This is a genomic window from Pseudomonas sp. TE12234 (assembly GCF_054061835.1).
On record NZ_JBSSEP010000018.1, the window covers coordinates 1 to 14,062 of the forward strand.

At 63.1% G+C, this 14,062-nt stretch carries 15 protein-coding genes; 6 read left to right on the forward strand and 9 right to left on the reverse strand.

Annotated elements, in window-relative coordinates; translation table 11 throughout:
- Positions 1-167: 167 nt before the first annotated feature.
- From feaR to ACVWYU_RS23595, 9 genes are all read right to left on the reverse strand, one after another.
- Entirely contained in the window at positions 168-1,088 is a 921-nt protein-coding gene (gene feaR / locus ACVWYU_RS23555; RefSeq protein ID WP_457373788.1) for a transcriptional regulator FeaR, read from the reverse strand.
- A gap of 151 nt (positions 1,089-1,239) precedes the next feature.
- Entirely contained in the window at positions 1,240-2,190 is a 951-nt protein-coding gene (locus ACVWYU_RS23560) for a PDR/VanB family oxidoreductase (protein ID WP_390955499.1), read from the reverse strand.
- Between the two features lie 101 nt (positions 2,191-2,291).
- A complete protein-coding gene (locus ACVWYU_RS23565; protein WP_457373789.1) occupies positions 2,292-3,032 on the reverse strand; it encodes an SDR family NAD(P)-dependent oxidoreductase in 741 nt (246 codons plus the stop codon).
- A gap of 10 nt (positions 3,033-3,042) precedes the next feature.
- Entirely contained in the window at positions 3,043-3,543 is a 501-nt protein-coding gene (locus ACVWYU_RS23570) for an aromatic-ring-hydroxylating dioxygenase subunit beta (RefSeq protein ID WP_247255061.1), read from the reverse strand.
- Positions 3,540-4,823, reverse strand: a complete 1,284-nt coding sequence (locus ACVWYU_RS23575; protein ID WP_457373790.1) for an aromatic ring-hydroxylating oxygenase subunit alpha — start codon at positions 4,821-4,823, stop codon at positions 3,540-3,542. The genes ACVWYU_RS23570 and ACVWYU_RS23575 overlap by 4 nt, the downstream gene beginning before the upstream one ends.
- 23 nt (positions 4,824-4,846) lie before the next feature.
- A complete protein-coding gene (locus ACVWYU_RS23580; RefSeq protein ID WP_457373791.1) occupies positions 4,847-5,971 on the reverse strand; it encodes an amidase in 1,125 nt (374 codons plus the stop codon).
- Positions 5,968-6,438, reverse strand: coding sequence for a nuclear transport factor 2 family protein (locus ACVWYU_RS23585; protein WP_457373792.1), 471 nt, complete (start codon positions 6,436-6,438; stop codon positions 5,968-5,970). Before ACVWYU_RS23585 ends, ACVWYU_RS23580 begins: the two co-directional genes overlap by 4 nt.
- Before the next feature lie 3 nt (positions 6,439-6,441).
- Positions 6,442-6,813, reverse strand: a complete 372-nt coding sequence (locus ACVWYU_RS23590) for a hypothetical protein (protein WP_090319860.1) — start codon at positions 6,811-6,813, stop codon at positions 6,442-6,444.
- 40 nt (positions 6,814-6,853) lie between these two features.
- On the reverse strand, positions 6,854-8,017 hold the full coding sequence (locus ACVWYU_RS23595; RefSeq protein ID WP_247255065.1) for an acyl-CoA dehydrogenase family protein: 1,164 nt from the start codon (positions 8,015-8,017) through the stop codon (positions 6,854-6,856).
- Positions 8,018-8,368: 351 nt separating this feature from the next.
- On the opposite strand from ACVWYU_RS23595, the gene ACVWYU_RS23600 reads away from it, so the two are divergent.
- The 6 genes from ACVWYU_RS23600 to ACVWYU_RS23625 all read left to right on the forward strand — a co-directional run bounded on the left by ACVWYU_RS23600 (position 8,369) and on the right by ACVWYU_RS23625 (position 13,718).
- Positions 8,369-9,841: a sensor histidine kinase gene (locus ACVWYU_RS23600; protein ID WP_247255066.1), complete on the forward strand. Its 1,473-nt coding sequence runs from the start codon at positions 8,369-8,371 to the stop codon at positions 9,839-9,841.
- A gap of 381 nt (positions 9,842-10,222) precedes the next feature.
- The gene (locus ACVWYU_RS23605) at positions 10,223-11,371 is read left to right on the forward strand and encodes an amine dehydrogenase large subunit (RefSeq protein WP_457373793.1); all 1,149 of its coding nucleotides are present in this window, start codon (positions 10,223-10,225) and stop codon (positions 11,369-11,371) included.
- Positions 11,372-11,382: 11 nt separating this feature from the next.
- On the forward strand, positions 11,383-11,922 hold the full coding sequence (locus ACVWYU_RS23610) for a MauE/DoxX family redox-associated membrane protein (protein ID WP_457373794.1): 540 nt from the start codon (positions 11,383-11,385) through the stop codon (positions 11,920-11,922).
- A 4-nt stretch (positions 11,923-11,926) separates the two neighbouring features.
- Entirely contained in the window at positions 11,927-12,553 is a 627-nt protein-coding gene (gene mauD / locus ACVWYU_RS23615; protein WP_090319844.1) for a methylamine dehydrogenase accessory protein MauD, read from the forward strand.
- 18 nt (positions 12,554-12,571) lie between these two features.
- Entirely contained in the window at positions 12,572-13,093 is a 522-nt protein-coding gene (locus ACVWYU_RS23620; RefSeq protein ID WP_027620621.1) for a methylamine dehydrogenase light chain, read from the forward strand.
- Positions 13,094-13,196: 103 nt separating this feature from the next.
- Complete coding sequence (locus tag ACVWYU_RS23625; RefSeq protein WP_090319841.1) at positions 13,197-13,718, forward strand: cytochrome C; 522 nt, start codon at positions 13,197-13,199, stop codon at positions 13,716-13,718.
- Positions 13,719-14,062: the final 344 nt, after the last annotated feature.

Genomic DNA, 14,062 nt, shown 5'->3' on the forward strand with positions numbered 1-14,062 from the left:
GGGAGCGAGCCTGCTCGCGATGGGGTCGGACCATCCAACATCAATGGCGCCTGACACACCGCCATCGCTGGCAAGCCAGCTCCCACAGGGCATTTGTGACCACAAAGAAAATGTGGGAGCGAGCCTGCTCGCGATGGGGTCGGACCATGCAACAGCAATGGCGGATGTCAGTTCTGGCTATACCGCTTGCGATAAGCCCCCGGCGACACGCCGAAGCGGGATTTGAAGGCCGAGGAAAAGTAGCTGGAGTCGGAGAAGCCCCAGGCGTAACACAGTGCCGACAGTTTCTGATCGACATCACTGCGACGCAGGTTTTCCGCGCAGAAGTCCAGGCGTCGGTGCTTGATGTACTGCGCCACCACCAGGCCGCGCTTGGAGAACATGCGGTACAGGCCGCGCACCGAAACGCCCACCTCACGGGCAATCAGTTCCGGACAGAGTTCTTCGTCGCTGATGTGCTGGTCGATAAAGGCGATGATCTTGCGAAACTGCCGCTCATGGGCATCGCTGCCGCTGTCACGGGCGCTGATCCCCGGCAGCAGCAGGCTGGCCAGGGCGTCGAGTACGGCTTCGCTTTCCTGCATGTCCAGCCCTTCCTGCTGGCGGGTCTCCAGTACCAGCTTGTTGGCCATCGCGGCCAGGGGATTGTTGGCGGCGATGCGCGTGGCGCAATTGACCGCCGTGAAGTGCGAGCCGCGCTCAACCACCTGACGCGGCAGGATCAGCGATAGCTGTCGGGAGTCCTCGTTGTAGGTCATGTCGCTCGGACGGCAGGCGTCGATCAGGGCGATGTCGCCGTAGCCCAGTTGCGCGCGGTTGTCGCCCTGCTCCAGCTGCGAGCTGCCACGCATCTGGAACACTGCGTAATAGTGCCCGTCGCTGCTGAGACTGACATCCTTGCTGGTGCGATACAGGTGCACGTGCGCCATGTCGACGACGCTGAGCTTGATCGCACCGCTGCGAAACTCCGCCAGCTCGCCATAAAAATCGGTGTCCAGCGCGCGGGCATCGAAACGCCCACAGGCCTGGTTCACCTGGCTCAACCAACTTTCGAACGCCCCATTTCGCACCGCCGATGCTGTAGTCATGTCCGCAAAGCCTCACGTTTTTGTTGTTATTGCCGGCTGCTTCGTCGAGCGGCTCGGTGAACCTGTTTCGTCTTCCTGCCCTCGCCTCCCTCGAAGGTCGCCGGGCGCCATTCAACAAGCTCCGGCGTCTGCTTTCCAGTGAAGAAAGCGCTTAGATGTCCAATACCAGACGAGCGGAAAGTGCCCGGGAAACGCAGGCGCAAATCTGCTGGTTGGAAGCCTTTTCCTTGTTCGACAGGCAGTTGTCACGGTGCTCCGGCACGCCGTCGAGCACGTCGACGATGCAGGTGCCGCAGAGGCCTTCGCGGCACTCGGTGTCGATGTCGCAACCATGGGCCTGCAACACATCGACCAGGCTGGTATTGGCCGGTACTTGCAGCACCACCCCGGAGCTGGCCAGTTCCACTTCGAAGCTGCCGGCCGGGGCGCTGTTGGCTGCCGGGTCCGCCGCGAAGTGCTCCAGGTGAATGGCGTCATCCGCACGGCTGCGCGCCGCCACTTCCACCACTTTGTTCATGAACGGCGCCGGGCCACAGGTGTAGACATGGGCGGCATTGCCGGCGCGGTCCAGGCACTCGCTCAGTGCGGCGTCCAGATCCGCTGGTTCGACGCCATAGTGGAATTCCACGTGGTCGGCAAAATTCGTCGCCAGCAATTCGCTGAACGCCGCGTACTGCGCCGAACGGGCGAAGTAATGCAGGCGGTATGGCTGGCCGCTTTCCGCCAGCCGATAGGCCATGCTCAGCAGCGGCGTGACGCCGATTCCGGCGGCGAACAACACATGCTCGGTGGCGCCCGGGTCGAGACGGAACAGGTTGCGCGGCGCGCCCATCTCCAGCTCCATGCCCTCTTCGACCTGTTCGTGCAGCGCCAGCGAACCCCCGCGCGATTGCGGCTCTTTCTTCACCGCCACCAGGTAGGCACGGCGGTCCTGCGGCGGACTGCACAGGGAATACTGGCGGGTCACCCCGGTCGGCCCGGTCAGGTCGACGTGGGCACCCGGCTCATAGGTGTCGAGCGGCTGGCCGTCACTGCGCACGAGGCGAAAGGAACGGATATCCAGCGCTTCGTCGACGATCCTTTCGATCTTCACCTTCATCATTGGGTCACCTGAATTCTGTTGTTTTGATTTAACACTGCGGCTTGGGCCGATCCCCCCTGTAGGAGCAAGCTCGCCCCTACAGGGAGGCATTTTTCTGCTGCTTAACGCATGAACAGGCCACCATTGATGTCCCAGCACGCGCCGGTTACCGACGTTGCGTGATCGGCGATCAACAGCAGGACGCTGTCGGCGATGTACGCAGGGTCGCCGAGGGTGCCGGCCGGGATCATTTTCAGGATCTGTTCCAGGCGCTCCGGGGCCACGGTTTCGCGCACCACCGGCAAGTCCAGGGGACCGGGCGAGATGCTGTTGACCGTCACCCCTTGCGGTGCCAGTTCGCGGGCGAAGACCTTGGTCAGCGTCGCCACGCCCCCCTTGGCCGCCGCATAGTGCGCGCCGGTGGCCGTGCCGCCGTTCTGCCCGGCGAGGCTGGCGATGTTGACGATGCGGCCAAAGCCACGCTGGGCGAAATGCGCACCGAATACCTGGCAGGCCACGAAAGTGCCGCGCAGGTTGATCGCCATCGACTCGTCGAACTCATCCGGCGTGATGTCCATCAGCGCCGCGACTTTCGACACGCCAGCGTTGTTCACCAGAATGTCGGTGCCGCCCCAACGCTCGGCGAGCAGGTCACGGGCCCGCTGAAAATCCGCCTTGCTGCGCACGTCCAGTTCGATGGCTACGGCCGTGGCGCCGCTGCCGTCCAGCTCGGCGGCCAGTTGCTGCACGCCGTCGAGGCGCACATCGGCGAGCGCGACACGATACCCCGCCCCATGCAGACGGCGGGCGATGCATTCGCCCAGTCCGCGCGAGGCACCCGTTACAAGGGCTACTCGACTCATGCTGTTGCCCTCACAAAAGGAAGCCGAGCGCGCTCAGGCTGTCGGTGGAGTTGATCAGCCGCACCACTTTGCGCTCCAGGGTCGGCACGCCATCGGTGAAACGGATACGGTGATTCAGGTCGGCCACGAACGGCGTGTGCACACCGCGCTTGTAGGCGTACAGCAACTGCGCCGAGTTGACTTCGACGATGTCGCCGGCCGCTTCCACCAGACGGAAACGCGAGACCGTGCGGATGGTTTTTGCCGCGTCCACCGCCGACGGCGAGTAGCCGGCGGTCAGGCGTTCGATGCGCAAGTCACGCATGCGCGCATCGTCGTAGGCGTAGTTGAGGGTCGCTTCGAAGTCCTCGGTGTCAGGGTCGATCGGCACGATGTACTTGCCGCTTTCGCTCCACAAGGTCGCCCACTCGGCATAGTGTTTGTGGTCGAGCAGTTCGGCCTCGCGCCAGATGAATTCTATGGCCTGGGCCAGCGGGCCGGAAAAACCGTTCAGGGTGTCGTGATTGCTCATTGGCTCATCATCCTTTTCCACATGTCGTAGGCACCGCGCATCCCGCCCTCGTCGGTGGCGTGGCTGACTTTGTCGCCGTTTTCAGCGGTGATTTCGCGATTGAGGCCGCGGTTGACCAGGATCGGCGCGTCGACGCCGGCATACGAGCCGCGCTGCACGCGGTCCCAGGCCTCGGCATCGTCGGGGCTGCCGAAACCGAACGGGCCCTGGAAGTGTTCATGGATACGCATGCGTTCGCGGTTGGCGATTTCCGGGCCGCCGTCCATGCCGAGGGCGACGTGGCGGATCTCGGTTTCCGTCACCGACACCGGGCGCAGCACGCGGAAAAACGACATCGACATCGCCACGTTGGGGAACAGGTTCAGGTTGAACCCGGCGCCGTGCAGCGAGCGCACGATGCGACGTACCTGCTCGGGCGGCAGGGTTTTCGACAGTTCTTCGGTGACGTGGGCGAAACGCTCCTGCAATTGCTCGGTGCCGTCGTCGTGATCGAGGTCGACGTGCTCCGGCACCATCACCATCACGCTGTGACCGTTGCCCAGGGAGTGGGTGACGGCTTGCTCATCGGTCATGAACGAGAGCATTTCCGAGGTTTCTTCATCCACCGAGGACATGAACGACTTGTGCACGATCGGGAAGTGATAGCCGTCGGTGGTGTTTTCCAGCTGGATCTTCCAGTTGCCCTTGAAGCTGAACTTGTGCTCGCCCTGGGTCTTGATCGGGTAACCGGCGCCCTGCTTCATGAACAGGTCCATCCAGTGTTTGGCGCCACCGAGGAAGTCTTCCAGCGGTTCGATCTCGTCGTTGTAGCTGGCGAAGATCATGCCGGCGTAGCTCTCGACGCGCAGGAGAGTCAGCGGCAGTTCGGATTTTTCCAGGATGCCTTCATAACCATCCGGATACGGCAGCGCACGCAGCTTGCCATCCAGGCCGTAGGACCAGCTGTGGTACGGGCAGGTGAAACCGGTGGCGTTGCCCTTGTGCTTCTCGCACACGGTGGCGCCGCGATGCCGGCAACGGTTTTCCAGCACGTTGATGGTGTTTTTCTTGTCGCGCACGACAATCACCGGGCGACGGCCGATGGTGGCGGTCTTGAAGTCACCGGCGTTGCGCACTTCGCTTTCATGGGCGACCCACACCCAGGTGCGGTAGAAAATCTTCTCCAGCTCGGCTTCGAACAGCGCCGGGTCGTTGTACAGCGAGACATCGACGCGGTCGTGCTGGACCAGATCTTCCGGGCTTTTCGTCGATGCGATCAGCCGGTATTCATGAGTGCTCATGCGGTTCTCCTCATGGCTTCTTTTTATGATTGATTGGTAGAGGCTTGCAGTTGCGCACCGAAGGCGCAGACGAGTTCGTCCTGACCTTTGCGGCCAATGATTTGCAGGCCGACTTTCAGCCCGCCGCAATCGAGTTCCACCGGCACCGTCAGCGCCGGATGGCCACTGAGGTTGAAAGGCCGTACCAGCGGCGTCATGCCGGCCACGGCCTTGCTGCCGGCGCGGGCTTCGCCGAGGGTCGGCGGCAAGGTCGGCAGCGTTGGCAACAACAGCACTGCAAAGTCTTCCAGCGCGGCGTCCACCTGTTGCGTGAAGCGCGTGCGCACGGCTTCGGCATGGGCCAGTTCTTCGCGAGTGGTGCGGCTGGCGGCCAGCAAACGGGTTTCCACATCGGCGCCGATCAGACCCTTGCCGGTGAGATGACCGAACGCGGCCCAGTTTTCAAAATTGATCACAGTCAGGCCGGCCGCGAACGCGGCTTCGAATTCGCTCAGCCGAAGGTTGCCGCGACGCCATCCGGCACGGTCGGCGGCGGCACCGAGACTGGCTTGCAGGTGCGGATCGCAGCCCACTTCCAGGAAAGCGACCTTTGCACTGGCGTTTGGCAAGCTCTGCGCTTCAAAGCCCGGGCAGATCACCTGCATCGCCGCGATCAGGTCGTCCATGCGCCTGGCGAACGGCCCGACGCAATCGAGGCTCGATTCCAGCGGATGCGCACCGACACGGCTGACACGACCAAAAGTCGGCTTGAGCCCGGCCACCCCGCAACACGCCGCCGGCACCCGCACCGAACCACCGGTGTCGGTGCCAATGGCGATGTCCGCCAGGCCCGCCGCGACCGCTGACGCCGAACCGCTGGAGGATCCGCCCGGCACCCGGTCAGGGGCTTGCGGGTTGATCGGCGTACCGGTCCAGTCGTTGATGCCGGTGACGCCAAAGGCCAGTTCGTGCAGGTTGGTTTTGCCGACGATCTGCCAGCCGGCTGCGAGAATGGCGTCGACCACCTCGGCGTTTTTCGTCGCGGCGGGTGCATCGGCGAACGCACGGCTGCCCGAACGGGTCGGATGGCCGGCGATGTCGATGGAATCCTTGATGGCCACGCGTTTGCCGCTGCCGCCGAGGAGGAATTCGCTGATGAACGTACTCATGCACTCAGCTCCCTGTTGAACAGTCGTTGCGTACGGAAATGCGCGATCAGCCAGACACCGTCGACACAGCGGAAATCGATGTTCAGCCGGGTGCCGAACAACTCGCTGCGGCCATCGGCGTAGGTGGAAATCTGCTGCATGATCCACTGCCCTTGCGCCGTGCCGCCGTCGACCAAGATCGACTCGCTGGTGAGGTAATGCAGGTTGAGCCGGAAGTGCGCCGACGGTGGCAGGTAACCGCCGACGAATGCGGCAACCGCTTCACGACCCTGGTGCTGGCCAAACATCTGCGCGGTGGCGCTGCCAACGCCTTCCCAGATCGCATCGACCGTGAACAACCGGGCCAACTCGCTGACCTGAGTCACCGCCCTCGGCACATCGCACAGGTCCATGTAGCGCGCCATCAAGCGCCGCACCGCGCTTTCCCCTTCGAGCGTCGCCAGACGCTGCAGCAAGGCCTCGTCCATGGCTTACACCCTGGCCGCGTCGGGAATGGTCAGCGGACGACCGATGCGCGCTTCGACCTTGGCGTAGCGCCACAGGCTGTATTCGCCGACCGGCGTGGTGCGGAACAGGTTGCAGGCGTCGATCACCGACTGGTGGCAGTCGACGTCGGCCATGATGTACACGGTCCAGGGCGAGGTGGTGGACGGGCCGACCATCAGGCGATCGTCATCCATGGCACCGAGTACGGTGATGCCCGGCATCGCGCCCAGGGAGCCCATCATCTGGCTGAAGCCTTTCCACACGCTCAGGCCTTCGCCGGTGGGCAGGTCGAAAAAATTCTGGGTGATGCCGATGCAGAAGACGACGCGCAAGGGTTCTTGAGTGGTCTGGGTCATGGGTGTTGATCCTTGAAATGGAGAGCGCTGAAAAAAGGGTTCAGATGTAGCCCGGGAACGGCGGCACGCCGAGGAACACCGAGCCGGCGCCGTCGTACAGCCCTTCGCTGAGGAAGGCGTGCTGTGTCACCACCATCGAGTCGCGCAGGTAGCGTTGCAGCGGATGGCGCAGGTAAATGGCGGTGGTGCCGGCCAGGCTGTAGGCGCTTTGCACCACGTCGGCCCCGGCCTGGGAAACATGGATCGCCGACAGGCGCAGCAGGCTGGTCTGCTCGGGCGTGACCGGGTTGCCGGCCAGGATCGATTGCCAAACCTGTTCGGTGGCACCGTAGAAGAAACCGCGCGCGGCGCTGAGTTTGGCTTCGGCCTTGGCGATCTCGATGCGTACATAAGCGCGGTCAGCCAGTTTCGGAGCGCCGGTGATGCCACCGCCGCCGGCCATGCGGCTGACTTCATCGAGGGCGGCACGGGCCAGGCCCAGGTTGACCACCGCCAACACCTGCGCGGCATAGGCAATCGACGGGTAGCGGAACAACGGCTCGTCGATGGTCGCGGCGCCGCCACGGATGAAGGTCCAGCGCTCATCAATGCGCTTGTCGGTCACCCGCAGGTCATGGCTGCCGGTGCCTTTGAGGCCGACCACGTCCCAGTTCTCGACGATGTCGACCTGCTCCGGACGGAATACGGCGGTGCGCGGCTTGCCGCCTGCCGCGCCGATACCCACACCGAGCAAGTCTGCGCCCTTGCAGCCGCTGGCGAATTTCCAGGTACCGTTGACCTGCCAACCGCCCTCTACCGCCTCGGCGGGTTGCAGCGGGAACAGGCCGCCGGCGAACACCAGGTCCGGGCTGTCGGCATAGATTTCAGCCAGGGTTTCTGGTGGCAATGCGGCGAGGTAGACGCCTGCACTGCCGAAACTGGCGACCCAGCCGGCGGAGCCGTCGGCTTCGGAGATGCGTTCGATCATTTGCAGGAACAGTGCCGGCGCCAGGGCGTCGCCGCCGTAGCATTTCGGCGTGGCGGCGCGGTAGATGCCCACCTGCTTGAAGCGCTCGATCATGTCCCTTGGTACGTGGGAGAGGCTGTCGAATTCGCTGCGACGCTGACGCACTTCTTCCAGCACCTGCGCAAAGGCAGGGCTCTCGACGATATTCTGGTCAACGCCTGGCAGAGCGTCTTGTTGCGCGACCGCTGAACGCAGCATGGGCTTTCTCCGTTTTTGCTTATTGTTGGCAGGGCGACAGCTACTCCGTAGGAGCGAGCCTGCTCGCGATGGTCGTCAACGATGACGCTGGAAACCTGGCACCCCGCGGCGCTTTCAGGTTCATCACGAGCAGGCTCGCTCCTACAGGGGATCGACGTGCTCACCCTTGCATTGCGGTCCAGTGTAAAAACCCCACCCCGGCGCAACTATTGGTGCGTGCAGCCCCCCGACTAAAGAAAACCCCTAGGCCGACACCGGTTACCTCTGAGCGCATCCATGGGCGCGAGACGGTATAAAAAGCCATACTTCTGACTTCGCCGATCAGAACCCTCTGCCGCCAAGGGCTGTGTGATGTATTTGCCAAAACCGAACGACTTTTATGCGCTGATCGAAGCCATGCCGCTGTGCATCATTCTTCACGATGCGCACACCAAGGAGATTCTCTGGGCCAATGCGGCCGCCCTGGCGGCGCTGGGTTTTACCCTGGAGGAACTGACCCCGCTGAAGGCGCCGGACATGACCCGCGACGCACCGAAATACCGGCGCTCGGTGGGTTTGCGCTGGCTCGAAGGCGCCGCCCGCACCGGCCAGCGCGCCATCGAGTGGTGCTATCGCTCCAAGCAAGGGGTGGAGATTCTGTCCGAGGCGGTGGCGACCCTGGTGCACCTGGAAGGTCGCGATGTGCTGATGGTGCAGTTCCGCGACATCTCCAGGGAGGACAAGGTCAAGCGCGATCTCAAGCGCTTCGAAAGCCGACTCAAGGCCTTTATGCAGGACCTGGCCGAAGGCGTGGCGGTGCTCGGGCCCGAGGGGGACATCCGCTTTCTCAGCGACTCTGCCGCCCACTTGCTCAACAGCGACGTGCACAGCTTGCTCGGCAAGAATTTCCTGGCCTGGTGCGACGACCCTTCGCGCCAGCGACTGCTGCAGCAACTGGCCAATGTCACGCCGGACCACGCGCCCTTCAGCGTGCACTATCAGGTGCAACGGCGTGACGGCGAGTGGCGCTGGCACGATGCGACCTGCCGCTTTATCGAAATCGAAGACGATCTGGTCGGCCACCTGCTGTTGTTCCGCGATGTCACCGAGCAGGTGCAGGCCGAAGAAGCACGGCGGGTCAGCGAGCAAAAACTCGAGTACCTGGCGCGCTACAACGCCATGGGTGAAATGGCCGTGGCGATTGCCCATGAGTTGAGCCAACCCCTGGCCGCCACCCGCAACTTCATCGAAGGCGCGGTGATTCGCCTGGGCAAAGCCGCCGACGCCGACGAAGGCGTCGCCTGGGGCTTGCAGAGCGCGGTGCGGCAGATCGAGCATGCCTCGGTGATCATCAAGAGCGTGCGCGATTACGTGGTCAAGCTGGAGCAGAGCGAAGAGCTGATCGACCTCAACGAACTGCTGCGCGAGACCCAATATTTCATCAGCCTGCGTGCCGATCCGAGCCTGGTACGCGTGGACGTCGTGACCTCGCCCGAGCCGCTACGGGTGAGTTGCGAGAAGGTGCTGATCGGTCAGGTGATCCTCAACCTGGCTTTCAATGCGATTGAAGAGATGGCCGATCTGCCGCTGGAGCGGCGTTTGCTGCGCATCCATGCCAGCGCCGACAAGGGCATGGCGCTGGTGCGCATCGAAGACTGCGGACGCGGGATTCAGGCCCAGGCGCAGGAAAAGCTGTTCGACGGTTTCTTCTCGTCCAAGGTCAGCGGCAATGGCATTGGCCTGGCGCTGTGCAAAAACATCATCGGCCGGCACCGGGGCGACATCTGGGCGCAGAACCAGGCGCCTTGTGGCGCGGTGTTTACCTTCTCCCTCCCCCTCGCCTGACGCACAAACCCCTGTGGCGAGGGAGCTTGTCGGACCGCCTCACCGTCCTGCTGGGTCGCGAAGCGGCCCCCCGGCTTTCTCCCGACAGACCGAGTTGTCAGGGTTGACGACTGCTGCGCAGCCGAGCGGGAGCAAGCTCCCTCGCCACAGGGGATCGCATGCATCGAAGCCGAACGGGGCGGTGCGGCGGTCCGACAAGCCCCCTTCCCACAGGGGATCGCATACCCCGGTTTTGTGGCGCGTCCGTGACACTGGCACAGATACACAAACACTTGGCAGGCAGGGCAATTCCCGGGGTTGCCGGGCGAGGCACTATTCAATCGTCAGAATCTGCCCACTCACCCGCGATCCGCGTTACCAACAATTCAGGAAGTTCCCCTTATGCGAACAAACAGGATCTCCGTACAGTCAGCGCTAGGCCTGAGCCTGCTTGTACTCGGTTTGAACAGTGCCCGTGCGGACCTGCCCGCCGACACGATCGGTCAGACCGTTTTGCCGTTCCCCGCTGAAGCACACCGGGCGTTCGTCGTCGATGTCGAGTTCGACAGCTTCGTCGCCGGCCGCATCACCGTGGTCGACCCGGACCAGAAACGCATACTGGGCATGGTGCCGACCGGTTTCGCCGCACCTTCGGCCCTGAGCCATGACGGCAAACTGATCTACAGCGCCGACATCTGGTACTCCCGTGGCACCCGTGGCACCCGCACCGATGTGCTGACGGCGTGGGACAGCTCGACCCTGTCGCCTGCCTGGGAAGTGCTGATTCCGAACAAGCGCGCCGAGTCGCTGACCCAGCGCTACGGCCTGAAGACCAGCGGCGATGACCGTTTTGTCTACGTCTACAACTTCACCCCGTCGACGTCGGTGACCGTGGTCGACACCCAGACCAAGGCCGTCGCCACGGAAATCGCGATTCCGGGTTGCGTACTCAACTACCCGGTCGGCAAGCGCCGCTTCGCCTCGCTGTGCGGCGACGGCAGCCTGCAGGTGGTGACCCTCAACGACCAGGGCCAGGAAACCGCGCGCAACCGCACGCCGTTCTTCGACCCCAACGCGGAGAAACTGGTGGAGCGCGCGGTCAACGTCGGCGACACCTACTACTTCACCACCACCACCGGTACCGTGCGCGCAGTGGATTTCTCCGGCGACACGCCGAAGATCCTGCCGAGCTGGTCGCTGGTCACCGATGCCGAGAAGAAGTCCGGTTGGGCCCCGGGCGGCTGGCAGTTGATGGCGGTCGCGCCGAAGCTCAATCGTTTGTACGTGCTGATGCATGACGCTCACGAACCGATGAAGTGGGAAGACCCGAGCACTTTCATCTGGGCCTACGACCTCAAGACCCAGAAGAAGATCGCGACCCTGGAAGCACCGGCACCGGTGTGGAGCATGCAGGCCACCGGCGACGACAAACCGTTGCTGCTGGGTGCCGACGTTGAAGGCGGCTTGCAGATTTTCGATCTCAAGACCAACCAGCACACCGGCAGCATGGCAAAAGTCGCAAAAACCGCGACTCAGGTCATGAGCTACTAAGAGGTTCGGCCATGCACTCAGATCCGATCTTCATCATTGCCAGCGCCGTCGCCATCGCGGTGTTGCTGGCCAGTGCCGCGACCCACAAGGTGCGAGCACCGGCACGCTTCGCCAGACAGCTAGCGGACTACCAACTGCTGCCCGATTCGCTGGCGCGCCCGGTCGCCCGATTGATCCCGCTGCTGGAACTGGCCATCGCCTTCGCGCTGCTGGTGCCGGTCAGCCGTGGCTGGGCCGCGTTGAGCGCGGCCGGTCTGTTGGCGCTGTATGCCGCAGCCATTGGCATCAACCTGTGGCGCGGTCGTCGCGACATCGACTGTGGCTGTGCCGGCCCGGATCAGGCGCAACCGCTGCGCCCGGTCCTGCTGCTGCGCAACAGCGTGCTGGTGGTGCTGGCGCTGCTGGCCAGCGTCGCGCCGATTGCCCGCGACATGACGCTATTCGATGGTTTTGTCACGGTTGCCGCGGCGGCTGTCGCGTTGCTCATTTACGCCGCAGCCGATGGCTTGCTGGCGAACTCCCCTCTTCTGCTCAAATTGATTGGTAGGTGATCCAATGGAAGGCTTGATTGTTTCCAACGTTCTGCTCTGGGTTCTGCTGGTGGCCGTGGCGTTCGTCGTCATGGGCCTGGTTCGTCAGATTGGCGTGCTGCACGGTCGTCTGGCCCCGGCCGGTGCACTGATGGTCGACAAAGGCGTGGCCGTCAACGAAGCCGCGCCGCAAGTGACCGCCACCGACCGCAAAGGCCGCCCGGTGAACTTCGGCTATGCCGGTGAAAAATCGCAACTGTTGTTCTTCCTCTCGCCGACCTGCCCGATCTGCAAGTCGCTGCTGCCGGCGATCAAGTCCATCGCCAGGGAACAGGCCGGTACGCTCGACGTGGTGTTCATCAGCGATGGCGACATGGATGCCCAGCAAGCACTGATCCGCGAACACAAGCTCGAAGACGCCACCTACGTGGTCGGCCCGGAAGTCGGCATGACTTACCAGATCGGCAAGCTGCCCTACGCCGCGCTGATCGACAAGGCCGGCACCCTGCGCGCCAAAGGCCTGGTCAACTCCCGCGAGCACCTGGACAGCCTGTTCGAAGTCGAGCACCTCAAGCACGCCACTTTGCAGCAGTACCTCAATGCCCAACCTCACACCCATGATCACGACCACAGCCACGGCCATAGCCACTGATAAGGCAGGGAGACGTTTATGAAACTGCTGGATCTGTTGTTCGAGCGCTCGACTCGCCGTGTCGCCGACACCACCTCACGCCGCAAATTGCTGTCGCGCATGGGCTCGCTGATGGTGGCCGGTGCCGCCCTGCCCCTGCTGCTGCCACTGGATCGCACCAGCAAGGCACTGGCCGCCACCGACCCGAAAGCCGGCGACCCCGGTGATCCGAACAGCTGCGACTACTGGCGCTACTGCTCCATCGACGGCTTTCTGTGCAGCTGCTGTGGTGGTTCGGTGACCTCCTGCCCACCGGGTACCGAAGCCTCGCAAGTGACCTGGATCGGCACCTGCCGCAACCCGGCCGACGGCAAGGACTACATCATTTCGTACAACGACTGCTGCGGTAAGCAAAGCTGCGCCCAGTGCGCCTGTACCCGTAACGACAGTGAAGAACCGGCCTATCGCCCGTTCAACAACAACGATGTGAACTGGTGCCTGGCCGCCAAATCGCACATCTACCACTGCACCGTTTCGATCATCCGCGGCGTGGCGGTCTGACACGCGCGTTACCGCCGGTTGCCTGGCAATCGGCGGTTTTTTCTTTTGGTGTCTGCTGTTTTTTTTCTTTGTTAAGACCTGCCACCCGCAAAAGGTACATGTCATGCGTATGTTGCTTTCCCTGGGCCTGGCCTGCCTCCTGATCACCCCACAGGTGTATGCCCGCGCCATTCCCAACCCGGCGCAGCGTCACGCGCCGGGCAACGAAGAACCGCAAAAGCCCATCGCCGAGGCCGGTTACAGCGTCGGCGTCAACTACCAGTTGCAATGTGCCGGCTGTCACCTGGGCAACGGCATGGGTTCGGCGGCCAATGACACGCCGCGCATGGCGGGCTTTGTCGGTAACTTCCTGAAAGTCCCCGGTGGCCGCGAGTTTCTGGTGCGTGTGCCGGGCATGTCGCAGTCGGCGCTGAACAATGCGCAGCTGGCGGACTTGCTCAACTGGTTGATGCGCAAAGACGGCCTGGCGGGCAAAAGCACGCCGGATGATTACCAGCCCTACAGCGCCGAAGAAGTGGCGGCGTTGCGTGCCAAGACCATGCTCAACCTGCCCGGCACCCGTGCTGAACTGATCAAGCAAATGCGTGCGCAAGGCATCGCCATTGAAGACGGCATGAACGACTGAGAACGGCTTGCAAAAACGAAAATGTTACAACGGGGGCCATGGCCCCCGCCTCCGCCGGTCATTCGACGAACGGCACCGGGCGCTGATCGCCCAGACTCTCCCCGCAAAACCCCGTCAATCCCGAGCACACGCCTTGGCGGTGGTCGGCATCGTGCCTGGCCGATAAGCAACGTCAATCCCCTGCCTGGCGGATGCTTAAATGAGTGTTAGAAAACTGCGACGATTCCGTGAAGGATTCCAGCGTACTGCTAAAGTGATACCACGCGTTGTCACATTCTGCCCCAGGTCTGCAATCGGGATGGAAGGTGGCGTACCACGAGCGGGGGATGCTTGTGATGACGCGC

Bases quoted from the DNA above. Each gene is read 5' to 3' on its own strand.
- feaR (WP_457373788.1), bottom strand. From the start codon at position 1,088: ATGACTACAGCATCGGCGGTGCGAAATGGGGCGTTCGAAAGTTGGTTG.
- ACVWYU_RS23625 (WP_090319841.1), top strand. From the start codon at position 13,197: ATGCGTATGTTGCTTTCCCTGGGCCTGGCCTGCCTCCTGATCACCCCA.
- ACVWYU_RS23565 (WP_457373789.1), bottom strand. From the start codon at position 3,032: ATGAGTCGAGTAGCCCTTGTAACGGGTGCCTCGCGCGGACTGGGCGAA.
- ACVWYU_RS23590 (WP_090319860.1), bottom strand. From the start codon at position 6,813: ATGACCCAGACCACTCAAGAACCCTTGCGCGTCGTCTTCTGCATCGGC.
- ACVWYU_RS23570 (WP_247255061.1), bottom strand. From the start codon at position 3,543: ATGAGCAATCACGACACCCTGAACGGTTTTTCCGGCCCGCTGGCCCAG.
- ACVWYU_RS23560 (WP_390955499.1), bottom strand. From the start codon at position 2,190: ATGATGAAGGTGAAGATCGAAAGGATCGTCGACGAAGCGCTGGATATC.
- ACVWYU_RS23605 (WP_457373793.1), top strand. From the start codon at position 10,223: ATGCGAACAAACAGGATCTCCGTACAGTCAGCGCTAGGCCTGAGCCTG.
- mauD (WP_090319844.1), top strand. From the start codon at position 11,927: ATGGAAGGCTTGATTGTTTCCAACGTTCTGCTCTGGGTTCTGCTGGTG.
- ACVWYU_RS23580 (WP_457373791.1), bottom strand. From the start codon at position 5,971: ATGAGTACGTTCATCAGCGAATTCCTCCTCGGCGGCAGCGGCAAACGC.
- ACVWYU_RS23575 (WP_457373790.1), bottom strand. From the start codon at position 4,823: ATGAGCACTCATGAATACCGGCTGATCGCATCGACGAAAAGCCCGGAA.
- ACVWYU_RS23600 (WP_247255066.1), top strand. From the start codon at position 8,369: ATGTATTTGCCAAAACCGAACGACTTTTATGCGCTGATCGAAGCCATG.
- ACVWYU_RS23610 (WP_457373794.1), top strand. From the start codon at position 11,383: ATGCACTCAGATCCGATCTTCATCATTGCCAGCGCCGTCGCCATCGCG.
- ACVWYU_RS23620 (WP_027620621.1), top strand. From the start codon at position 12,572: ATGAAACTGCTGGATCTGTTGTTCGAGCGCTCGACTCGCCGTGTCGCC.
- ACVWYU_RS23595 (WP_247255065.1), bottom strand. From the start codon at position 8,017: ATGCTGCGTTCAGCGGTCGCGCAACAAGACGCTCTGCCAGGCGTTGAC.
- ACVWYU_RS23585 (WP_457373792.1), bottom strand. From the start codon at position 6,438: ATGGACGAGGCCTTGCTGCAGCGTCTGGCGACGCTCGAAGGGGAAAGC.